Annotated in this window: 19 protein-coding genes and 1 tRNA gene; 8 read left to right on the top strand and 12 right to left on the bottom strand. The window is 69.7% G+C overall.

Annotation, left to right across the window (positions count from 1 at the left end; all coding sequences use genetic code 11):
- Nucleotides 1-436 precede the first annotated feature (436 nt).
- Nucleotides 437-3,067 carry an alpha-glucan family phosphorylase gene (gene glgP / locus RF637_RS11140; protein WP_085108340.1) on the top strand — a complete coding sequence of 877 codons (2,631 nt, stop codon included), beginning with the start codon at nucleotides 437-439 and terminating at the stop codon, nucleotides 3,065-3,067.
- Nucleotides 3,068-3,084: 17 nt separating this feature from the next.
- Here the strand turns inward: glgP and glgX are convergent, their stop codons facing one another.
- The 6 genes from glgX to RF637_RS11110 all read right to left on the bottom strand — a co-directional run bounded on the left by glgX (nucleotide 3,085) and on the right by RF637_RS11110 (nucleotide 9,728).
- Nucleotides 3,085-5,229, bottom strand: coding sequence for a glycogen debranching protein GlgX (gene glgX, locus RF637_RS11135; RefSeq protein ID WP_368844856.1), 2,145 nt, complete (start codon nucleotides 5,227-5,229; stop codon nucleotides 3,085-3,087).
- Nucleotides 5,216-6,184 (bottom strand): 23S rRNA (guanosine(2251)-2'-O)-methyltransferase RlmB, encoded by a 969-nt coding sequence (rlmB, locus tag RF637_RS11130; RefSeq protein ID WP_368844855.1) that lies wholly within the window; start codon nucleotides 6,182-6,184, stop codon nucleotides 5,216-5,218. The genes glgX and rlmB overlap by 14 nt, the downstream gene beginning before the upstream one ends.
- An 84-nt stretch (nucleotides 6,185-6,268) precedes the next feature.
- Nucleotides 6,269-7,711: a cysteine--tRNA ligase gene (gene cysS, locus RF637_RS11125; protein WP_368844854.1), complete on the bottom strand. Its 1,443-nt coding sequence runs from the start codon at nucleotides 7,709-7,711 to the stop codon at nucleotides 6,269-6,271.
- A 138-nt stretch (nucleotides 7,712-7,849) separates the two neighbouring features.
- Complete coding sequence (gene ispF / locus RF637_RS11120) at nucleotides 7,850-8,383, bottom strand: 2-C-methyl-D-erythritol 2,4-cyclodiphosphate synthase (protein WP_368844853.1); 534 nt, start codon at nucleotides 8,381-8,383, stop codon at nucleotides 7,850-7,852.
- On the bottom strand, nucleotides 8,376-9,224 hold the full coding sequence (locus RF637_RS11115; RefSeq protein WP_368844852.1) for a 2-C-methyl-D-erythritol 4-phosphate cytidylyltransferase: 849 nt from the start codon (nucleotides 9,222-9,224) through the stop codon (nucleotides 8,376-8,378). The genes ispF and RF637_RS11115 overlap by 8 nt, the downstream gene beginning before the upstream one ends.
- 18 nt (nucleotides 9,225-9,242) lie before the next feature.
- Nucleotides 9,243-9,728 (bottom strand): CarD family transcriptional regulator, encoded by a 486-nt coding sequence (locus RF637_RS11110; protein WP_064846759.1) that lies wholly within the window; start codon nucleotides 9,726-9,728, stop codon nucleotides 9,243-9,245.
- Between the two features lie 300 nt (nucleotides 9,729-10,028).
- On the opposite strand from RF637_RS11110, the gene RF637_RS11105 reads away from it, so the two are divergent.
- Entirely contained in the window at nucleotides 10,029-10,568 is a 540-nt protein-coding gene (locus tag RF637_RS11105) for a hypothetical protein (RefSeq protein ID WP_082943372.1), read from the top strand.
- A 168-nt stretch (nucleotides 10,569-10,736) separates the two neighbouring features.
- On the opposite strand, the gene RF637_RS11100 is transcribed toward RF637_RS11105, so the two are convergent.
- Together RF637_RS11100 and RF637_RS11095 are read right to left on the bottom strand one after the other, a co-directional pair.
- Complete coding sequence (locus RF637_RS11100; protein WP_085108326.1) at nucleotides 10,737-11,417, bottom strand: response regulator transcription factor; 681 nt, start codon at nucleotides 11,415-11,417, stop codon at nucleotides 10,737-10,739.
- Nucleotides 11,414-12,601, bottom strand: coding sequence for a cell wall metabolism sensor histidine kinase WalK (locus tag RF637_RS11095; RefSeq protein ID WP_064846277.1), 1,188 nt, complete (start codon nucleotides 12,599-12,601; stop codon nucleotides 11,414-11,416). Before RF637_RS11095 ends, RF637_RS11100 begins: the two co-directional genes overlap by 4 nt.
- A 233-nt stretch (nucleotides 12,602-12,834) precedes the next feature.
- Between RF637_RS11095 and phoU the strand changes: the two genes are divergently transcribed.
- Complete coding sequence (gene phoU, locus RF637_RS11090) at nucleotides 12,835-13,533, top strand: phosphate signaling complex protein PhoU (RefSeq protein WP_085108323.1); 699 nt, start codon at nucleotides 12,835-12,837, stop codon at nucleotides 13,531-13,533.
- A 195-nt stretch (nucleotides 13,534-13,728) separates the two neighbouring features.
- On the opposite strand, the gene RF637_RS11085 is transcribed toward phoU, so the two are convergent.
- A complete protein-coding gene (locus RF637_RS11085) occupies nucleotides 13,729-14,487 on the bottom strand; it encodes a phosphoglyceromutase (RefSeq protein WP_167318797.1) in 759 nt (252 codons plus the stop codon).
- A gap of 68 nt (nucleotides 14,488-14,555) precedes the next feature.
- Here RF637_RS11085 and RF637_RS11080 point away from each other — a divergent pair, with 68 nt between their 5' ends.
- Nucleotides 14,556-15,371 (top strand): SAM-dependent methyltransferase, encoded by an 816-nt coding sequence (locus tag RF637_RS11080; protein WP_085108356.1) that lies wholly within the window; start codon nucleotides 14,556-14,558, stop codon nucleotides 15,369-15,371.
- Nucleotides 15,372-15,452: 81 nt separating this feature from the next.
- Here the strand turns inward: RF637_RS11080 and RF637_RS11075 are convergent, their stop codons facing one another.
- Entirely contained in the window at nucleotides 15,453-15,800 is a 348-nt protein-coding gene (locus tag RF637_RS11075) for a DUF2516 family protein (RefSeq protein WP_085108320.1), read from the bottom strand.
- A gap of 9 nt (nucleotides 15,801-15,809) precedes the next feature.
- Nucleotides 15,810-16,940: a PLP-dependent aspartate aminotransferase family protein gene (locus RF637_RS11070; RefSeq protein ID WP_085108318.1), complete on the bottom strand. Its 1,131-nt coding sequence runs from the start codon at nucleotides 16,938-16,940 to the stop codon at nucleotides 15,810-15,812.
- Between the two features lie 93 nt (nucleotides 16,941-17,033).
- On the opposite strand from RF637_RS11070, the gene tmk reads away from it, so the two are divergent.
- From tmk to RF637_RS11050, 4 genes are all read left to right on the top strand, one after another.
- Nucleotides 17,034-17,690, top strand: a complete 657-nt coding sequence (gene tmk, locus RF637_RS11065; RefSeq protein ID WP_144998970.1) for a dTMP kinase — start codon at nucleotides 17,034-17,036, stop codon at nucleotides 17,688-17,690.
- Complete coding sequence (locus tag RF637_RS11060; RefSeq protein ID WP_368844851.1) at nucleotides 17,687-18,814, top strand: DNA polymerase III subunit delta'; 1,128 nt, start codon at nucleotides 17,687-17,689, stop codon at nucleotides 18,812-18,814. The genes tmk and RF637_RS11060 overlap by 4 nt, the downstream gene beginning before the upstream one ends.
- A 14-nt stretch (nucleotides 18,815-18,828) precedes the next feature.
- A complete protein-coding gene (locus RF637_RS11055) occupies nucleotides 18,829-20,397 on the top strand; it encodes an alpha/beta hydrolase (RefSeq protein WP_368844850.1) in 1,569 nt (522 codons plus the stop codon).
- Between the two features lie 126 nt (nucleotides 20,398-20,523).
- A tRNA-Thr gene (locus RF637_RS11050) sits at nucleotides 20,524-20,599 on the top strand.
- Nucleotides 20,600-21,118: 519 nt separating this feature from the next.
- On the opposite strand, the gene RF637_RS11045 is transcribed toward RF637_RS11050, so the two are convergent.
- Complete coding sequence (locus RF637_RS11045; protein WP_368844849.1) at nucleotides 21,119-21,703, bottom strand: hypothetical protein; 585 nt, start codon at nucleotides 21,701-21,703, stop codon at nucleotides 21,119-21,121.
- Nucleotides 21,704-21,708 lie beyond the last annotated feature (5 nt).

Raw genomic sequence — 21,708 nt, 5'->3', positions numbered from 1 at the left:
GGTAGGTGGTACGACCGCAGCGACCTCCTCGGCCGCACCCGGTTCCGCATATGCGTGGGCGTCCGGCTTCCCGGCACCGGCGGACGACGCCGCTTCGGTTGCCTCCGGCGCGGACGGGACGCGAGCGGCATCGTCGTGGGCCTCCGCTCGGCGTACCGAGGGGGCGACGTCGGGAACGCCCGTGGCCGGGACCGGCGGGGTCAAGCGGGACCCGACGTCCGGGTGGGCATCGCCCGCGTGGGGATCCGGTACGGGATCTGAGGACGGACGGCGGCCCTGGGGCTGTGAGTTCTGCTGCGACACGAGACCAACGTTAGCGACAAACGCCCCGATTCATAAGGCCGTGGCCGTGGTCCCCGAACCGCGACGGCGACGCGCTCGCGTCACACGTCGGACCCCCTGGAGCGGCGGGGCCGAAGCCGCTAGGCTCGGGACCGTGAAGGCCATCCACAGGTTCACCGTCCGCACCGTCCTGCCCGAGTCGATCGCCGCACTCTCACGATTGGCCAAGAACCTCCGATGGACGTGGCATCAGCCCACCGAGGACCTCTTCGCCGAACTCAACCCGCACGCGTGGGACGCGGTCCACGGGGACCCCGTCAAGCTCCTGGGCTCGCTCACGCGCGAGGAGATCCAGCAGATCGCCGCGGACCCCGAGCTCGTGGCACGCATCCGCGACCTCGACGCCGATCTGGACACCTACCTCACCGAACCCCAGTGGTACCAGCGCACGCAGGGCGAGGACGCCCCGGCGGCCGTGGCGTACTTCAGCGCCGAGTACGGCATCACGTCCGCGCTTCCGCAGTACTCGGGCGGACTCGGGATCCTCGCCGGGGACCACTTGAAGACCGCGTCCGACATGGGCGTGCCCGTAGTGGGCGTGGGATTGCTGTACCAGGCCGGGTACTTCAAGCAGTCGCTGTCCCGGGACGGCTGGCAGCAGGAGACCTACCCGGTGCTGGACCCGGACGAACTCCCTCTCACCCTGCTGCGCGAAGCGGACGGTACGCCCGCGCGCGTGGTTCTACCGCTGCCCGAGGGCCGCACGCTGTCCGCGCAGATCTGGCGGGCGGACGTGGGCCGCGTGCCGCTGCTACTGCTGGACTCCAACATCAGCGAAAACGACGACGCCGCACGCAACGTCACCGACCGGTTGTATGGCGGCGGCAGCGACCACCGGTTGTACCAGGAACTATTGCTGGGCATGGGAGGGATCCGGGCGCTGCGCGCGCACAGCAGGATCACGGGTGCGCCCACGCCGGAGGTCTACCACTGCAACGAGGGCCACGCGGGTTTCCTGGGCGTCGAGCGGATCCAGGAACTCATGAACCCCGGGGCCGACGCCCAGGCCATGATGTGGGAGGAAGCACTCACCGCGGTGCGCGCCGCGACCGTGTTCACGACCCACACCCCGGTCCCGGCCGGCATCGACCGCTTCGAACGTGATCAGATCGCCCACGTCCTCGCCGCGGGGCTCGCCCCGGATGTCCCCTCCGAGCGCGTGCTTGAGCTGGGTGCGGAGACCATGCCGGGCGGTGACCCGAGCAAATTCAACATGGCGGTCATGGGGCTGCGGCTCGCCCAGCGTGCCAACGGCGTGGCCGAGCTCCACGGTGCCGTGTCCCGGTCCATGTTCCACGGGCTGTGGGAGGGCTTCGACACCGAGGAGGTCCCGATCACCTCGGTGACCAACGGCGTGCACGTCCCCTCCTGGATCGACCCCGCCGTGTGGCGCATGGCCGTGGACCCGGAGGAGAACGACACCAACCCGGCCGCTCGTTGGCGCAGGATCTACAACGTGTCCGACGCCGAGCTCTGGGCCACCCGCCGCGCCCTGCGGGAACGCCTCGTGCACGACGTCCGCGAGCGTCTACGGGCCTCGTGGAAGCGCCGCGGTGCCGCGGACGCGGAACTGGGCTGGACGGAGTCCGTGCTGGACCCGGACGTGCTGACCATCGGTTTCGCACGCCGCGTCCCCACGTACAAGCGGCTCACGCTCATGCTGCGCAACCCGGAACGGCTCAAGCGGATCCTATTGGACCCCCGCCGCCCCGTGCAGTTGGTGGTCGCGGGCAAGTCCCACCCCGCGGACGAGATGGGCAAGCGGATGATCCAGGACCTCGTACGGTTCACGGACGATCCGCAGGTGCGTCACCGGATCGTGTTCCTGCCCAACTACGACATCGCCATGGCGCGTGTCCTGTTCCCGGGGTGCGACGTGTGGCTCAACAACCCGCTGCGTCCGCTCGAGGCGTGCGGGACCTCCGGGATGAAGGCCGCGATCAACGGCGGGCTCAACCTCTCCGTCCTGGACGGGTGGTGGGACGAGATGTACGACGGGCAGAACGGCTGGGCCATCCCCACCGCGGACAACAAGGCCGGCACGGACGAGCGCGATGACATCGAGGCCGCCGCGCTGTACGAACTCATCGAGAGCCACGTGGCACCGCGGTTCTACGGTGACGGTTCCGAGGACGCCACGACCGCGGCCGGACCCGACACCGCGCCGTCGCGAGCGAGCACCGTGCCGCACCAGTGGCTCGCCATGGTGCGCCACACGCTCGCGACCCTCGGGCCCAAGGTCTCCGCCCGGCGGATGCTCACCGACTACGTCAACGAGCTGTACGTCCCCGCGTGCGTCGCCGGCCGGCGCGTGACCACGGACGACGGCGCCCTGGCCCGCGGCACGGCCCACTGGGTCGAGCGCGTGCGTACCGCGTGGCCGCAGCTGCGGATCGAGCACGTGGACGCACACGGTGTGCGCCAGGAACCGCAGATCGGTGACGAGCTCACGGTCAACGCGTACGTAGATCTGGGCGAGCTGACCCCCGAGGACGTGACCGTGCAGGTCAGCTACGGGCGCGTCTCGGAAACCGATCACATCCACGAACGGTCCTACGCCACGCTCGAGGACGTGACCGAGCTGGGTGGGGGACGCATGACGTTCTCCGGGCCCATCACGATCGACCGCTCCGGCCCGTTCGGGTACACCGTGAGGGTGTTGCCGCGCCACGACGAGTTGGCCTCACCGGCCGAACTCGCTCTCGTGCGCAACGCCGGGGACTGACGTCCGGCCCGCCCGGTTCACGCGATCGCGAACATCGCGATGCTCTGTGCCGGGACCGTGAGCTCCTCCCCGGCACGCCATCGGTTGCCGGTCAGTTCGTCGAGCTGAGGGTCCGTGGCGAGCACGAGCCGGTACGAGGCCCCCTCCACGTCCGAGCCGGCCAGGTTCTCGAAGCGCGGCAACACCGCGGCCACGGGCGATGCGGTGCCGTTGAGCACGAACAGTCCCGCGAGGTCACCCCCGCGCGCGCCGATCACGATCTGCAGCGCACGGACCCCGTCCGTCTGCCACAGATCGTCGCTCATGGGCTCCCCGGAACTCGCGTACCAATTGAGCACCACGTCCCGGGGGCGCGTGGGGAAGTCCCGGGGTTGGCTCGCCAGGAAGGCCCGGCGGATCCGGATGAGCCGCTGGGTCGTGCGTAGCATGGACCGATCCAGGGGTGTGAGTCGCCAGTCCACCCACGAGAGCCGGTTGTCCTGGCAGTACGCGTTGTTGTTGCCCTCCTGGGAGCGCAACAGCTCGTCCCCCGCGGTGATCATGGGGATGCCCTGCGAGAACAACAGGGTGGCCATCATGTTGCGCGCGGTGGCCGCGCGGGCGGCCCGCACGCGCACGTCCGGGGAGAAGCCCTCGTGGTCATGGTTCCACGAGTGGTTGTCGTTGGTGCCGTCCGCGTTGTTCTCGCGGTTGGCCTCGTTGTGCTTGGCGTCGTACGCCGTGAGGTCGTAGAGCGTGAACCCGTCGTGCGCGGTGATGAAGTTGACCGAGGCCAGCGTGGTGCGCCCGTGCGGGGCGAACAAGTCCGCGGACCCGGAAATCGCCCCGGCGAGCCGACCGGCGGTGCCCCCACCGCCCCCGCGACGCATGGTGCGCTGACCCGAGAGCCAGAAGTCCCGCACGGTGTCCCGGTAGTGGTCGTTCCAGTCCGCCCAGCCGGTGGGGAAGCGCCCGGTCTGCCAGCCACCGGCGCCCACGTCCCACGGTTCGGAGATCATCCGCACGCCCTGCAGCACCGGATCCGCGGCGATCGCCACGAAGAACGGGTGGTTGCGCGTGAAGTGGTGGTGCTCGTCGCGGCCCAGTTCGGGGGCCAGGTCGAAGCGGAAGCCGTCCACGTGGCACTGCGTGACCCAGTAGCGCAGGGAGTCCAGAGCCATGCGCACGACCTGGGGGTTGCCGAAATCCATGGAATTGCCGCACCCGGTCACGTCCACGTAGTTGCCGTGCTCGTCGTGGCGGTAGTACCCCCGGTCCCCGAGCCCGCGCCAGCAGTACGGGCGCTGTGTGGGTCCGCCTTCTGCGGTGTGGTTGTACACGACGTCCAGGAACACCTGCAGCCCCGCGCCGTGCAAGGCGTCCACGGCGGCCTTGAACTCGTTGAGCACCGCGGTGGGCCCGGCCTCCTGGGCGGCCTTGGTCGCGTACCCCGCATGGGGTGCAAAGAACGCGAGGGTGTTGTACCCCCAGTAGTTGGTGAGCCCATTCGCGGTCAGGTGGGCCTCGTCCAGGTGGGCGTGCACGGGCAACAACTCCACCGCGGTGATCCCCAGGCTGCGCAGGTACTCGAGCATCACGGGGTGCGCGAGTCCCGCGTAGGTGCCGCGCAGCTCGTGAGGGATCCCCGGGTGCAGCATGGTAAGGCCCTTCACGTGGGCCTCGTAGATCACGGTCTCGCGCCACGCCGGCCGGGGCCGGTCGTGGTCGCGCCACTCGTGGTCCTGGGCGACCACCACGGAGACGTACTCCCCGCCGTAGGCGTCCGCACCGGGATTGACGACGTCGCGCGGTGGCGCCACACGCGTCAGTCCCCGCCCGTAGGGGTCCAGCAGGACCGGTTCGTACGCCGGATCCGGCACGGGACTGCCCTCGGGCCGGGCACTCACGAATCCGTACTCGGTCCCCTCGGGCATCGCGGGACACACGTCCCGTGCGAGCTCGTCCGGGGTGAGTTCCACTTCCGGCACATGGCGTGGGCGCGAGACGGTCGCGTAATGGATCCCGTGGTTCTCCCCCGCGAGCCGTAACCGCTGCCACGATTCACCGGGGCGCCGGAACATGAGGTCCACCTCGGTCAGTCCCGGGGCGTACACCGCGACGTTGGCGGTCCCGTCCCCGGACGGGGAGGGGTGGACGCCCAGCGGATAACTACGCGCTTGCACGCCGGCGCGCGATCTCGTACAGCGTGATCCCCACCGCCATGGACGCGTTGAGGGATTCCATCGCGGATTCGATGGGGATCGACACGATCGCGTCGCAGTGCTCTGTCACCAGGCGGGACAGGCCCTTGCCCTCGGAACCCACGACCACCACGAGGGGCTCGGTGGCCAACTCGAGCTGCGGCAGGTCCACGTCCCCGCCGCCGTCGAGGCCGACCACGAAGTAGCCCTGCTTCTTGCAGTTCTCGAGCGTGCGCGTGAGGTTCGTGGCCTTGGCCACGGGGACGCGCGCCGCAGCACCCGAACTCGTCTTCCACGCCGTGGCCGTGACCCCGGCGGAGCGGCGCTCGGGCAGGATGACCCCGTCCCCGGCGAACGCGGAGACGCTGCGGATGATCGCACCCAGGTTGCGGGGATCAGTGATCCCGTCCGCCGCGATGAGCAGGGGCGGGCGGGAATCCTCGTCCCGGTCGGCCATGAGGGAGGCCGCGAGCTCGTCCGCGTCCTGGTAGTCGTACGGCGGGACCTGCAGCACCACACCCTGATGGATCGCGTCCGCTGAGAGCCGGTCCAGCTCGCCGCGCGAGGCCTCGAGCGTGGGCACCTGAGCCTCGGCGCACAACTGCAGGATGTCCTTGACGCGGTCGTCCATCTCGATCTTGGTGGCCACGAACAACGTCTTGGCGGGCACCCCTGCGCGCAGGGCCTCCAGCACGGCGTTGCGCCCCGTGACGAGGTCCTCCTTGATGGGCCCGGCCCCCGTGCGGGACGGACGCCGGTGCAGGTTCTGCTGCTTGCGCGCGACCGCCTGCTTGGCCTTGTACGCCTTGTGGTAGACGCGGTCCTCGGCCTTGGGCGTGGGGCCGCGGCCCTCCAGGCCCTTGCGGCGCTGGCCGCCGCTACCCACGACCGGACCCTTCTTCTTGCGCGTGGCTCCGGGTCGGTTCTTCTGGGCCATGGTCAGTACTCCGTGTCTGTCACGGGTCACGGCCCGCGGGCCGCCCCGGGGTGGTCGGCGATCTGGCTCCAGTTTAGGCCAGGCTCATCCCCCCACGGACCACTCGGACCCCCGGGCGCCGTCCTTCACGACGACGCCGGCAGCGGCCAGCTGGTCCCGGATCCGGTCCGCGAGCGCCCAGTCCTTCGCCTCACGCGCGGCGGCACGCTGGGCCAGCAGGTCCTGGACGAGGGAGTCGAGCGCGCGGTGCTCGGCGCCGTCGGCGTCCCGAGCGCCGTCGAGACTCATCAAGGGGAGCAATCCCAGGACGTCGGACATGCCCGCGATCGCGGAGACGAGCGGCTGGGCGGTCGCGGCCTCCGGGCCCGAGAGAGCCGTGTTGGCCGCGCGCACCGTCTCGTGCAGCACCGCGAGCGCGCGGGGCACATTGAGGTCGTCGTCCATGACCGCGACGAACTCCTCAGGCACATCCGCGTGCTCCCAGGACACGCTGAGTCCGGAATGCTGCGCGGCCGCGAGGACGGCTTCCACGCGCTCGACGGCGGCGGTGGCCTCCCGCAGGGACGTGGGCCGGTAGTCCAGCACGGAACGGTAGTGGGCCTGGCCCAGGTAGTAGCGCACGGCGAGCGGCCGTGCTTCCTCGAGCATGCTCGCCGGGGAGACCGTGTTGCCGATCGACTTGGACATCTTCTCGCCCTCGTACGTCACGAGCCCGTTGTGCAGCCAGAAGTTGGCGAACGGGCGGCCCGCCGCGGTGGACTGGGCGAGCTCGTTCTCGTGGTGCGGGAAGCGCAGGTCTAGGCCGCCGCCGTGGATGTCGAAGTGCGCGCCCAGGTATTTGTGGGCCATGGCCGAGCACTCCAGGTGCCAGCCGGGGCGGCCGCGGCCCCACGGGGAATCCCACGACGCCGTGGCGGGCTCGCCCTCCTTGTGTCCCTTCCACAGCGCGAAGTCGCGGGGATCGCGCTTGCCGCGGGGATCGGCGTCCGGGGCGTCCTGCATGTCCTCCACGCGTTGCCGGGTGAGTTCGCCGTAGCGGGGCCATGAACGGACGTCGAAGTAGACATCGCCGGAATCGTCGAGTGCGGGGTACGCGTGCCCGGCGTCGATCAGCTCCTGGATCAGCGAGTGCATCTCCGGGACGTGGCCCGTGGCCCGGGGTTCGTACGTGGGGGCCTCGATACCGAGCGCGGCGTAGGCCCGCCCGAACACACGCTCGAACCGGTAGGCCAGCGCCCACCACGGTTCGCGCGGGTGGTCACCCTGGTAGTCGTTCTCGAACGAGGCGTGCGCGTTGGCCAGGATCTTGTCGTCGATGTCCGTCACGTTGCGCACCGTGGTGACCTCGTAGCCACGGAAGCGCAGCCAGCGGGCCAGGATGTCGAACACGAGCGCGGAACGCACGTGGCCGATGTGCGGTGCGCCCTGCACCGTGGCACCGCAGTAGTAGAGGCCCGCCTCGCCGGGTCGCACGGGGACGAAGTCCTTGACGGTCGCGGAAGCGGTGTCGTAGAAGCGCAAAGTCACCCTGCCAGTCTAACGGGGTGGCGCCGCACGCTCGCGGCGGGCGGGTTCGGTCGCCCGACACTACTGGCGGGCTCCCCCGGTGGACTCGACCGGTCTGCTGGGTTGCGGCCGGTGGGCTCGGTCGCCGCCCGTTTGGGCTCAGCTGCGCGGGAACACGATCGCGGTGGCGATCGCCGCGAGACCCTCGCCCCGGCCCGTGAGCCCCAGGGCGTCCGTGGTGGTCGCGCTCAGGTGCACCGGCGCGCCGGCCGCTTCCGTGAGCACCGCGGCGGCCTCGTCCCGCCGCGGGGAGAACTTGGGTCGGTCGCCCACGAGCTGGACGGAGACATTGCCCACCCGGAAGCCGGCCTCGGTCACGATCCGCACTGCCTCCGAGAGGATCCGACACCCCGAGGCCCCCGCGAACTCCGGGCGGTCCGTTCCGAAGTGCGCTCCCAGGTCCCCCACGCCGGCCGCGGAAAACAGCGCGTCCGCCGCGGCGTGTGCCACGACGTCCCCGTCCGAGTGCCCGCTCAGTCCCCGCTCGCCGGGCCACATGAGTCCGGCGATCCACAGCGGGGTGCCCTCCGGGCCGAAGGCGTGCACGTCCACCCCGATCCCCACGAGCGGGACGGGGTACGGCCCGGGTTCCGGGGTCGATGGATCGGCGGGGCCTGGGGTTGCGTCAGTCATGCGGCCATTGTGCCGGACAGGCTGAGTCCCGCTCACGCACGATCGCGTGGGCGAGTACCAGGTCCAGGGGACGGGTGATCTTGAAGGACTCCTCGTCCCCGGCCACGAACTCCACGGGGTGTTCGGGGGCGAACAGTTCCACAAGACTCGCATCGTCCGTGATGCCTTCGGGATCCCCTGCGGAACCCGTCGCCGTGGTGACCGCCTCTGCCGTTCGAACACTGTGCCCGAGCTGGGGGTCCTCCCCCGTGGCGTCCAGTGGGCCGTTCGGGAGCAGACCGGCCGCGCGGTTCACCCGTTCGAGCAGTGCACGGTCGAAACCCTGGGGTGTCTGGACGCTGCGCAGCCCCGCCCGGTCCACCGTCCCGGTACTGCGCCCGTGGGTGTCCACCCCGCGCACGGTGTCGGTCACCGGGGTCACGGGAACCACGGCCTGTGCACCCGTATGCAGGGCGGTGACCACCCGCTCGAGGACGGCGGGCGGGGTGAGACAGCGAGCGGCGTCGTGCACCAGAACGTGGGTGACACCCGCGGGCAGGGCGGTCAGTGCCGCCGCGACCGACTGGGCGCGTGTGGCACCCCCGGTCACGGCCGCGGCCCCCGCGGCGCGCGCGACGGCCGTGAGGTCCGTGTCTCCGGCGGGCACGGTCACGATCATCGCGGCACCGGGCAGGGTCCCGCGCACCGTGGCAAGCGCGTGCTCCAGGATCGGTCGACCGGCCACGGGGACGAGCGCCTTGGGCATCCCGTACCCGAGCCGCGTGCCGGAACCGGCGGCCACCACAATGACCGCGAGCCCGTCCATGGCGGACGGGCTCGCGAGGTCGGAAATCTGGGACACGAAGACGTGCTGCGGGAATCAGGCCGCGGACAGGATGTCGTCCAGGCGCTTCTCCGCTTCTTCCTCGTCGATCTTCTTGGCCAGTGCCAGCTCGGAGGTGAGGATCTGGCGGGCCTTGGTCAGCATGCGCTTCTCGCCGGCGGAGAGGCCCTTGCCGCGATCGCGGCGCCACAGGTCACGCACGACCTCGGCGACCTTGAGGACGTCGCCGGAGGCGAGCTTCTCGAGGTTGGCCTTGTAGCGGCGCGACCAGTTGGAGGCTTCCTCGGCGTCCTTGGCCTGCAGGACCGCGATGACCTCCTTGAGGCCTTCCTCGTCCACGACGTCCCGTACACCCACGAGATCGACGTTCTCCGCCGGGACCTCGATCATGAGATCGCCCTGGGTGACCTTCAACCGGAGATACATCTTCTCCTCACCCTTGATGGTTCGAGTCTTGATCTCCTCGATAGTTGCGGCACCGTGGTGCGGATAGACAACCGTTTCGCCAACCTCAAAAACCATGCACAAACCCCTTTCAGCCCGCCAAGTCTACCACGGTGTATGATTGCCCACCTTTCCGCGAGCCCCGTCCGTGGCCGCTCCACGGACCGCATCACGGGGCCTTATGGAGGCCACCCGGGCAGCGCCCGGGTGGGTGTGCGTGACCCGGCCGTGCGGCGTCGTCGTCACTCCATAAGCGCGCGCACCACGGGCCCACGGGCGCGCCACGAACGGGGCGCTGATGCAGACGATCCGTGGCCAAACCGATAGACTGACTGCAGATTTTGCACCCGCTGTCAGAGAGCCCGAGGAGTTCGTGCCGTGAAGAACGCCGCCCACAAGAAGTTGCAGCACCTCGGAATGGGTGCGGCGGCACTCGCCGTCCTGACCGGTGTGAGCGGGTGCGCGTACATCAGCCCGCAGGCCACCATGGACAGCTACGCCCCGACGGACGGGATCCAGATGGACCTGGGCGACGTCCAGCTGCGCAACATCCTGGTCGTCGCCGAGGACGAGAACTCCGAGGGCCGCGTGCTGGGCACCCTGATCAACACCGGCGACCAGACCGAAACCGTCACCATGGACGCCAACGGCGCCCGCGCGAGCGTGGAGGTCCCCGCCAACCAGGAGGTCGTGCTGGAGAAGTCCCGGCCCGTGCTGTTGGACCGAGCCGGCGCGAACCCCGGCCTGATGGTGGACACCACGTTCACCGCGGACGACCAGGACCAGACCACCCAGGTCCCCGTCCTGGACCACACCTACCCGCGCTACGCATCCTTCGTGCCCGGCGGCGCACCGTCCACCCCGGCCAACCCCTCCAACACCCCGGCCCCCGCGGGCGAGGCGCACGGCGGGCACTGACCCCTCACACCACCCGCGCCAACCGGCGCGATCGAGCGAGCGCCCGGGCCCCGAACACGAGGGTCCGGGCGCTCGCTTTCTCAGACCGGTGTACAGACGTAAGAACCGCACCCTGCTAAGGGTGCGGTTCTTACGTCATACGGGTGCCGCTCGGTGGAGGCGTCGGGATCAGGGCTCGAACTTGTACCCGAGACCGCGCACGGTCACGATGTGCTGCGGCGCGGACGGCTCCGGTTCCACCTTGGAACGCAGCCGCTTGATGTGCACGTCCAGGGTCTTGGTGTCCCCCACGTAGTCGGAACCCCACACCCGGTCGATGAGCTGGCCCCGGGTGAGCACGCGGCCCGCGTTGCGCAGCAGCATCTCCAGCAGTTCGAACTCCTTGAGCGGCATGGCCACCGGCTCCCCGCCCACGTGGACCACGTGACGCTCGACGTCCATCCGCACGGGACCCGCGGCGACCGTGGCCGTGATCAGTTCCTCCGGTTCGGAATGCCGCCGCAGCACCGCCCGGATCCGCGCCACGAGTTCGCGCGACGAATACGGCTTGGTCACGTAGTCGTCCGCGCCGAGCTCCAACCCGAGCACCTTGTCAATCTCCGCGTCCTTGGCGGTGAGCATGATAATCGGGACCGTGGAGCGCTGCCGGATCTGTTTGCAGACCTCGGTCCCTGACTGGCCGGGCAGCATGAGGTCCAACAGGACGAGGTCCGCCCCCGTGCGGTCGAACTGCGCCACGGCCTCGAGCCCGTCCGCGACCACGGTGACCTCGAACCCCTCACGGCCCAGCAGGTACGCCAACGGGTCGCTCAGGGATTCCTCGTCCTCGATCATGAGAATCTGGGTCACGCGCGCTCCTCCACTCGCTGTTTACGCAGCCCTCCGCGCGGGGGCTCCGCCTGGTCCTCGGGTTCCTCCATGGGCGGCAGCACGAGGGTGAACGTGGACCCCCGGCCCGGCTGGGACCACACGGAGACCTCCCCGCCGTGCTGCGCCATGACGTGTTTGACGATGCTCAATCCCAGACCGGTACCCCCGGTCTGGCGGGACCGAGCGCTGTCCACCCGGTAGAAACGTTCGAAGATCCGGTCCTGCTCGGTCTCCGTGATGCCGGGGCCCTGATCCGTGACGGTGATGTGCGCCATCCCCTCCCGCTCCCGCAGGCCGATGCCCACGCGGGTGTTCTCCGGGGAGTACCGCACGGCGTTGTCGATCAGGTTGCGCACCGCGGTCACGAGCATGTCCGGGTCCCCGAACACGGGGGTCTCGATCCGCCCGCCCACCTTGATGCTGATGTTCTTGGCCTCCGCGGCCAGTTTGTTCCGGTCCACGGCCTCACGCACTGCGCGGTTGAGATCCACGGCAGTGCCTTTGGCCACCACGTCCGTGGCCTGCAACCGGGACAGTTCGATGATGTCCTGCACGAGCGCACTCAGCCTCATGGACTCGCGCTGCAGGCTCGCGGCGAAGTGGCGGACCGCGTCCTGGTCTTCCGCAGCGTCCTCGATGGCCTCGGACAACAGGCTGATGGCGCCCACGGGCGTCTTCAACTCGTGGGAGACGTTGGCCACGAAGTCGGTGCGGATGGACTGGGCGCGCACGATCTCGGTCTGGTCGTCCGCGAGCAACAGGATGTACTCGTCCGCGATGGTCACGACCCGCACGTCCAGCACGATCGACCCGTGTTGGAACTGCCCGCGGGTCAGCTCCAGGCGCTTCTCCTCCACGACGCCGTTGCGGCGCGTATTGCGGATCATCTCCAGCAGGTCCTGGTGCACCACCGTGTGCCCGCGCACAATCCCGTACGCGTAGGACGCGGGGGACGCGCGCACGACGCCGTCCACGCCGTCGACCACGACGTACGCGAGGCCCAGTGCCGCGAGGATCTCCGCGGTGCCCTCGGGCAGCGTGGGTTCCTGGACGTCCGCCAGCGAATGACGACGCCGCTGGCTCACCCGCACGGCGATCACCCCGCTGATGCCGAGCAAGAAGCCGATGAAACCGGCCAGCAGGGCAATCGACGTATCGCTCACGGTGTCAGCTTAGACGGCCCGCCCGGACGCACCCCGGTCATCCGCGCCCCGTGGGGGCCGGTTCAACGAACGTTCACCTGGGGATGACGATTCGTTCACGGCAGCCTGTGAACCTGGTCGGGCGCGTGCGAATTCGTCGTGCCGCTCCCCCGATGACATCCCGATGGCACCCGGCCCACTCAACCCGCGTAGGCTACGGACCAGGACTTGCCATGAACGAAAGGACGCCCCCTGTGCGTAAGGTTTTCCAGGCTGAGCTCCACCAGGTCGGTGAGGAGCTGATTCAGATCGCCACGCTCGTGCAGCAGGCATTGGGCAGCGCCCGCACCGCATTCCTCGACGCCGACATCCAGGTGGCCGAAGAGGTCATCTCCAACGACGCTCGCATCGACTTCCTGCAGAACGATCTCGATGAGCGTTCCATCGACATCCTGGCCCTGCAGTCCCCCGTGGCCTCCGACCTGCGCATGATCGTGGGCGCGTTGCGTATGAGTGCCTCGCTCGAGCGCATGGGCGACCTGGCCCGTCACCTGGCCCAGCTGGCCCGGTTGCGCTTCCCCGAGCCCGTCCTGCCCGAGGCCATGCGTGGGCACTTCGAGGAGATGTTCGACATCGACGCGCGTCTGGTCGAGCGCGTGATCTCCGTGCTCGAGGACCGGGACATCTCCGAGGCGGACCAGATCTTCGCCCTGAAGTCCGAGCTGAACCTCAAGCACCAGCAGGTGTTCGAGATGCTCGCGGATCCCAACTGGGATTCCTCCGTGCCCACCGCGGTGGACGTCACGCTCGCTTCCCGCTACCTCGAACGCATCGGTGACCACGGCGTCTCCGTGGCCCGCAAGGTCTCCTACCTCGTGACCGGCGACTGGGCCCCCGCGACCGACAGCCACCCCACCGGCCACGGACACATCGGCGCCGACGCCGGCGAGTGAGCGGTGCGGGTCCCGGTGGCGTGAGCCGCCGGAACCCGTGACGGCGCGCCCCGGGTGGGATCATCCGGGGACCGGCCCGAGCGGCGTCGTCCGATCGCTCCGAACGGCGGCGTACACGCGGCCCCGCGAGACACGGCGACAATGAGAATCCCCGGCACCGAAGTGTGCCGGGGATTCTTCACGGTGCCAGAAGGGTTACTTCTTGCCCTGGTTGGCCACGGCCTGGATGGACTCGGCGGCGGCGTCCGGGTCCAGGTAGCGCCCACCGGGGGTCACGGGCTTGAGGTTCTGATCCAGCTCGTAGTACAGCGGGATGCCCGTGGGGATGTTCAGCCCGGCGATGTCGTCGTCCGAGATGCCGTCCAGGTGCTTGACGAGTGCGCGCAGCGAGTTGCCGTGCGCGGCCACGAGGACCGTCCTGCCGCTCTTGAGATCGGGGACGATCTGCTCCTCCCAGTACGGCAGGAACCGCTCCAGGACGTCCTTGAGGCACTCGGTGCGGGGCAGGTCGGCAACGTCCGCGTAGCGGGGATCCCCGGCCTGCGACCACTCGGAGGAATCGTCCAGGGCGGGCGGCGGGGTGTCGTAGGAACGGCGCCAGACCATGAACTGTTCCTCGCCGTACTGCTCGCGGATCTCCGCCTTGTTTTTGCCCTGCAGGGCACCGTAGTGGCGCTCGTTGAGCCGCCACGACCGCTTGACGGGGATCCAGAGGCGGTCCGCGGCGTCGAGCGCGAGGTTGGCGGTGTTCATGGCGCGGCGCAACAGGGACGTGTGCACCACGTCCGGCAGCAGCTGGTTCTCAGCGATCAGTTCACCGCCGCGGGTGGCCTCGGCGCGGCCCCTGTCCGTGAGCGGGACGTCCACCCAGCCCGTGAACAGGTTCTTCTCATTCCAGTCGGACTGACCGTGGCGCAGCAGGATGAGCTTGTGGGTAGCGGAATCGTTAGCCATGGGGCCATTGTCCCACCCCGGGGCCACCGAGGGAACGCGTGTCGTGATGTGCGCACTACAGTGTGGGTGTGCCAACCCAGCCCCGTCCCGTGGGATCGATCACCCGCGGGACCACGAACCCGAACCGCCTCCGGCGCGCGGACCGGTACCTCACCGGGGTCCTGGCCCCGCTCGTGCGCCGGGCGTACGACCCCCTGCTCGTGGACCTGGGGTTCGGGGCGGCCCCGATCACCGCGGTCGAGCTGTGGCAGCGGGCGCGCACGGTGCGCCCGGACGTGGAGGTCATGGGCATCGAGATCGACCCGGACCGGGTGGCCGCGGCCCAACCCCACACCCGCCCGGGGCTGTCCTTCCGGTGCGGGGGCTTCGAGATCCCCTCGGGGTCACGCTCCCCGGTCTTTGTACGCGCGTTCAACGTGCTGCGGCAGTACCCGGTGGAAGAGGTCCCCGCCGCGTGGCACCTCGCGTGCGGGCGGCTCGCGCCGAACGGGGTCCTGATGGACGGCACGTGCGACGAGATCGGGCGCCTGGCCACGTGGTTGTGTTGCACCGTGGAGGGCCCCCGCACCTTCACCGTGAGTATGCGTCCAGGTGCGTTCACCGTGCCCTCGGACGTGGCCGCGCGACTGCCCAAGGCGTTGATCCACCGCAACGTTCCGGGCGAGCGGGTCCACGCATTCCTCGCGGCCGCCGACGCCGCGTGGCTGGCCAACGCGGCCTTGTCACCATTCGGTCATCGACAGCGCTGGACGGCGATGTGCCGGGACCTGCGCGCCGCCGGGTGGCCCGTACTGCACGGGCCCCACCGGTGGCGGCTCGGGGAACTCACGGTGTCGTGGTCCGCGGTCGCGCCGGACGAACCGGGATGGCGCGTCGAGGGCTGACCCACCGAGCCCGTGGGAGGTCGACCCCACGGTGGCTCGACATGCGCTCCGGGAGAGACCTCGAACGGTAAATGCCTACTACTAGTACCCGGGGTTCTTGGACTCACCTGAGACGGCGGGGCGCACGTCCGCGAGGTACACCCCGGCGATCGTCGCGGCGATCAGCATCAGGATCAACGACCCGGTCCCCGGGACACCCACGGCCAGCAGCGTGAGGGTGGAGAACACTGCACTGAACACGGACACCACCGCGGCACCACCGGTCAGGGCGAGCCAGAACGTCTTGGTCCGCTTCCACGCGCGTTCGAACTGCACCGCCGAACGCCGCAAGCAGTCGAGCACCGCGAGCAGCGCGAGGACGGCCACCACCAGGGTGATGGCGTAGTCCAGGTAGTTCGCCAGAACGATGGCCCAAGGAATGGAAGTCACGGGGTCAGTCTATCGATCCGCGAGCGCATCGAGTCCGGCCCGGAGGTCCTCCCAGAGGTCCTCCACGTTCTCGATCCCCACGGACAGGCGCAGCAGGTTCTCGGGGACGGTCTCCGGTTCGTCGTGGTGGCGACGACGCCGCTCGATCAAGGACTCCACCCCGCCCAGGGACGTGGCGGGGGTCCACACGCGAAGGTCCGTCAGGAGACGTTCGGCCGCAGCGACGTCGCCGTGGGGGACCACCGAGATCACCGAACCGAAACCGCCCTGCAATTGCGCGGCGGCGCGCTCGTGGCCGGGATCGGACGCGAGGCCCGGGTAGCGCACGTGGGCCACGGCGGGATGGGCCTCGAGCCGGCGGGCCAGTTCCGCGGCGGTGGCCATGGAACGCTCCACGCGCACCGCGAGGGTACGCACGCCGCGCAGCGCGAGCCACGCCTCGAAGGGCCCGGGGATCCCGCCCTCGAGAGATCGCTGGGAATGCAGCCGTTGCCGCAACTCGGGCGTGGCGCACAGCACCGCACCCATCAACACGTCCGAGTGACCGGCGATGTACTTGGTCGCGGAATGCACCACCAGATCCGCCCCTACGCCCAGGGGACGCTGCAGCAGGGGCGTGGCGAACGTGTTGTCCACGCACGTGAGCACCCCCTTTTCCCGTGCGGCGCGCACGAGTGCGGGCACGTCCGCGATCTCGAGCATGGGGTTGGTGGGGCTCTCGACCCAGAGCATGTCCGCGCCGTCGAGTGCCGCGGAGGTGGCCTCGGTGTCCGTGATGTCCACGGTGCGCACCGTGAAGATGCCGCGCTCCTGCCATGTGTGCGCGAGTGCCACGCTGCCCTGGTAGCTGTGGCGCGGCAGCACGAGCGTGCCGCCCACGGGCACGAGGGTGAGCACCGCGGTGATCGCGGCGAGCCCGGACGCGTAGGACAGCGCGGGGCACGGGGCCTCCTCGAGCTGGGCCAGGACGTCCTCGAACGCCTCCCACGTGGGGTTGGTCAACCGCGCGTAGGTGCGGTCCGCGGGGTCGAGCTCCCCGGTGCCCCGGTAGGTGGAGGTCAGCACCACGGGCGGGTTCACGGGCGCGTCGTGTTCGTGGTCGGGGCGGCCGCCGGCGACCACCACGGTGTCTTTACGCATTGCTCCAGCCTAATCCCGCGGCGCCGTGCGGCCCGTCCTGTGGACACCCACGGCACCGCTGTAGCTGTCGGGTGCGATCGCTACAGTGGGGGCGTGAAGCAATCAGCGCGCGGGGCCCTCATCGTGTTCGAAGGCGGTGACGGCGCCGGGAAGTCCACCCAGGCTGCGGCGCTGGTGGCCGCCCTGCGCCGCGACGGTCGTACCGTGACGCTCACGCGCGAGCCCGGGGGTACACCCCTCGCGGAATCGGTGCGCGCGCTCGTGCTCGATCCTTCCCACGCGCCGGTGTCCGCGGTGACCGAGGCACTGTTGTTCGCGTCCGCGCGCGCGGACCACGTGGCGCGCAGGATCCGCCCCGCCCTCGAGCGCGGGGAGGTCGTGATCTGCGACCGGTTCGTGGACTCCTCCGTGGCGTACCAGGGGGCGGGACGCGGGCTGGGCACCGAACGCGTGCTCGAACTGAACCGGTGGGCCGTGCAGGGTCTCGTCCCGGAGCTCACCGTGCTGTTGGACGTGGACCAGACCACCGCCGAGGCCCGACGCCGCGAGCGCGCCCTGGCCACGGACCGCATGGAGTCCGAGGCGCGGGCGTTCCACGACGCCGTCAACGCGGCCTTCCGCGAGCTCGCCGCGCATGCACCCTCCCGCTACCTGGTCCTGGACGCGTCCGCGCCCGCGGCCGAGCTCACGGACGCGATCGTGGACCGGGTCACCGGGATCCTCGCCGAGCGCACAGAGGTCTCCGCGTGAGCGTGTGGGACGAGGTCGTCGGTCAGCCCCGCGTGGTGGAGCAGTTACAACGCGCGGCCCGCGACAACGACCCGACCCACGCGTGGCTGTTCACCGGGCCCCCGGGCTCCGGTCGCTCCACGGCCGCGCGCGCCCTGGCCGCAGCGCTGTTGTGCGAGCACGGCACGGGCTGCGGCGCGTGCCACGCGTGTCGCACGGCGTTCGCCGGGACCCACGCGGACGTGACCCATTTCGTCACGGAGAACCCGCAGATCAGCATCGAGGAAGCCCGCGAGCTCGTGGTCAAGGCGCAGGACCGGCCCTCCGTGGGCTCGTGGCGGATCATGATCGTCGAGGACGCCGACCGGATGACCGAGCGCACCTCCAACGTGATGCTCAAGGGCATAGAGGAACCCCCTCCGCACACCATCTGGTTGTTGTGCGCCCCCTCCCCCATGGACGTGCTCGTGACCATCCGTTCCCGCTGCCGCCCCGTGACCCTCAAGGTCCCGTCCCCCGAGGACGTCGCCCGGTTGCTCGTGGCCCGGCACGGGGTCCCGGAGCAGCGCGCCATCGAGTGCGCGCGGTTGTCCCAGTGCCACGTGGGCGTGGCCACGCGACTCGCCCTGTACGACGACGCCCGCACCCGCCGCCAGGAGGTCGTCTCCCTGCCACTGTCCATGCACGGGGTGACCCGGGCGGTCAAGGCCGCGGACCGCTTGCACCGCCTCGCCGTGGACGAGTCCACCGCGGACGCCGAGGCCCGCAACAACGAGGAACGCGAGCAGTTGCTCGCGGCCATGGGTGCCCCCGAAACCGGCCGTGTGCCACCCGCCATCCGGGGTGCCCTCAACCGCCTCGAAGCCGATCAGAAGCGACGCTCCCGGCGCATCCAGACCGACACCCTGGACCGCTTCCTGATCGACCTCACCACGTTCTACCGGGACGTGCTGAGCGTTCAGCTCGACACCGGGACGGCCCTGATCAACCAACACCTGGGTGAGCAGATCCACGGGTACGCGACCAACACCACCGCCGAGCACACCTTGCACAAGATCGACGTGATCAGCGAGACCCGGCGCCGCATCCGCACCAACGTCAGCGCACAACTCGCGTTCGAGGCCATGATGGTGGCCATCGTCTGAGCCGAGAGGACCCCGTGAACCGTTCCCTCCCCCGCCGCCTGGCCGTCCTGCTGTGCACCGCCGCGCTGGCCTTGACCGCGTGCGCCGATCCCTCCAGGGAGTCCGGCGCCCGGGGCAGCGCGGACCCGGACGTCACCTCCGGCGTGGACTCCGCGCTGACGTCCTACTACACCCAGACGCCGCAGTGGCGGGAGTGCACCAAGACCTCCGAACGGCAACAGTTCCCGAGCGGTCTGGAGTGCGCGGGCATCACGGTCCCCGTGGACTACGCGAACCCCTCCGCCGGTGACACCACCGTGGAGATCGCCCGGTTGAAGGCCACCGGTTCCTCCCCCGTGGGTGCCCTGTTCCTCAACCCCGGCGGTCCGGGCGGATCCGGCGTGGACATGATGGGCTCCGCAGACTACTTCACGGCCAAGGAGGTGCGCAGGAAGTACGACCTCGTGGGGTTCGACCCCCGCGGTGTGGACCGTTCGGACGGGATCCGCTGTCTCACGGATCGGGAGATGGACCAGTGGCGTTCCGAACCGGCCTTCGACCCGGGCCGGCAGTCCCTGGACGAGGTGCGGCAGAGCTCCCGGCAGATCGGTGAGAAGTGCCACGAGCACTCCTCGGCCGTGGTCTCCCACATGGACACCCAGAGCGTGGCCCGGGACCTGGACGTCCTGCGCGCCGTCCTGGACCAGCCCACGACCCACTACCTGGGGTTCTCCTACGGCACCGAGATCGGCGCCACGTACGCGCACCTGTTCCCCCAGCGTGCCGGTCGCATGGTGTTGGACGGCGCCGTGGACCCCACCCTGGACGATCGCGCCACCACGCTCGCGCAGGCCAAGGGCTTCGAGGACAACCTGCGCCACTTCGTGGCCGACTGCCAGGAGACGAACAACGACTGCGCCGTGGCCGGCGCGGACGTGGACGCGGGGATGGCCACCATCCAGCGCATGTTGCGCTCGGTGGCCCAGGATCGCCCCACGGTCTCGGACGGACGCTCCGTGACGCCGACCAATGCGATCGAGGGGATCCTGGTCCCCCTCTACTCGACCGCCTCGTACCCGCAGCTGAACTCCGCCCTGCAGCAGGCCCTGGACGGCAACCTGGACGCGCTCATGGCGTTCTCCGATTCCAACCACGGGCGTGAACCCTCCGGGAAGTACACGTCCAACGTGTCCATGGCGTTCACGGCGGTCTCCTGCCTGGACACGGTCTCCAACGGCGTCACGGACGAACAGATGGCCCGGGCGGCCCGTGAGATGACCCAGCAGGCCCCCACGTTCGGTCCCTACCTGGGTTATGGTGCGGCCGCGTGCCAGGGCTGGCCGGACAAGCCCGTCAAGCCCTTGGACACGTATCGGGCGGATCTGGAGACTCCCACCCTGGTGATCGGCACGACCCACGATCCCGCCACCCCGTATCCGTGGGCCCATTCCCTGCAGCAGCAGATGGGCGACGCCCGTCTGCTCACCCACGAGGGGTACGGGCACACCGCCTACACCTCCGGCAACCCCTGCGTGACCCGCGCCGTGGACGACTACCTCCTGGACGGCACCCTGCCGGACGAGGGTGCCACGTGCGGTGACTGAGGCCCGCCGCCGGGTGCCATCCACGCGGCCACCGGCCCCTGTACCCGGGTGATCCGTGATTGGTGGTGTTCCGGCCCGATCTGATACTGTTTCCGGGTGCATCTGGGCCGCAATGGTCCCGGTCACGCCGCCTTAGCTCAGTCGGTAGAGCGATTCACTCGTAATGAATAGGTCGCCGGTTCGATTCCGGCAGGCGGCTCCATGGACCATCCCCGTTCTCCCCGGTAGGACCTGCTGCGCGGAGGGCGGGGATCGTCATTTCCGCGCCCGCTCCCTGTCTAGTGCGGCCGGCCCCTGTCACCCACCCTCCGCCGGCCGGCATCTGTGGTTTCAGGCCTGTGGGTCCTTACGCCGGTGACATATTGGCAACGATTTCGCGCAACACTTCCTAAACACAACGCTGTTCCATAACATATGTGTCAGGACGTTGTGGCTCTGGCTGCCCAATGATCCAGGACAGGGGACACCATGGCGCCCCGGGGGTTCCTTCAATCGGCCGAGATCCACGACCGACGGGCAAGGGGAACCCCCGGAGCCCCTCCCGAGCCTGAGACGCCACCGTCCACACCCACATTTGTTGCCTGCGGGCATCGGGTGCGCTGAGGGTGCAATACCTCTGAGGCACCGCTCATCCGAGGTGAACGTCAACCACCCAGGGGAACGTCAACCATCCCGAGAGACGTAACGGATCCGGTCACACACCCGTTACCCGGTGGGGCCCTCAATCCTCCGGCGAGTGCTCCGCATGCTCACCGAGCAGCCGCTCCGCCGCAGTTACGTACTCCGTCACGACCGTTGAGCGGCGCTGGATGGCGCTCACACCCTGCGATGGTGCCGAGAGCTGCTCGGGGGACCCAGCGGCGTCGCCCCCGGAACCTGGCTCACCCACGAGACCCGACGTCCCCTCCCCCGCCATACCCGACGCGGACGAATGGGCATGGGAACCCGCGGCGAACCGCGCCATGGTGAGCGCCTCCGCGGCCTGAGCCATGGAATTGCCGGCCCGGGAGAGCTGCCGGTGCACGTCCGAGAGGTAACCGTCCGTGGAGTGCGGGATGTCCTGCGAGCGCGATGGGGCGCGCACGTGCGCTTCCATGCACACGGCGCGCACCCTGGGCAAGAGGTCCGCGAGGTCGTTGGCCACCGGCACGGCGGCGGCGCGCAGTTCGGTGTCGCGCACGGATTCCAGGATTTGGTGGTAGCGGTCCAGGCCGCGCTTGAAGCGGTCGTGGGCCCGGCGCCAGACGCCCTCGCCCAGTTCACGCTCGTCGCGGCGCGTGGCCCTGTAGTCGCTGAAGAAACCCACCGATA

The organism is Kocuria sp. CPCC 204721 (assembly GCF_040980945.1).
GTDB classification, from domain to species: Bacteria; Actinomycetota; Actinomycetes; order Actinomycetales; family Micrococcaceae; genus Kocuria; species Kocuria marina.
The sequence above is the reverse complement of the archived record's forward strand: the minus strand, read 5'-3'. Positions and strand labels throughout refer to the sequence as shown.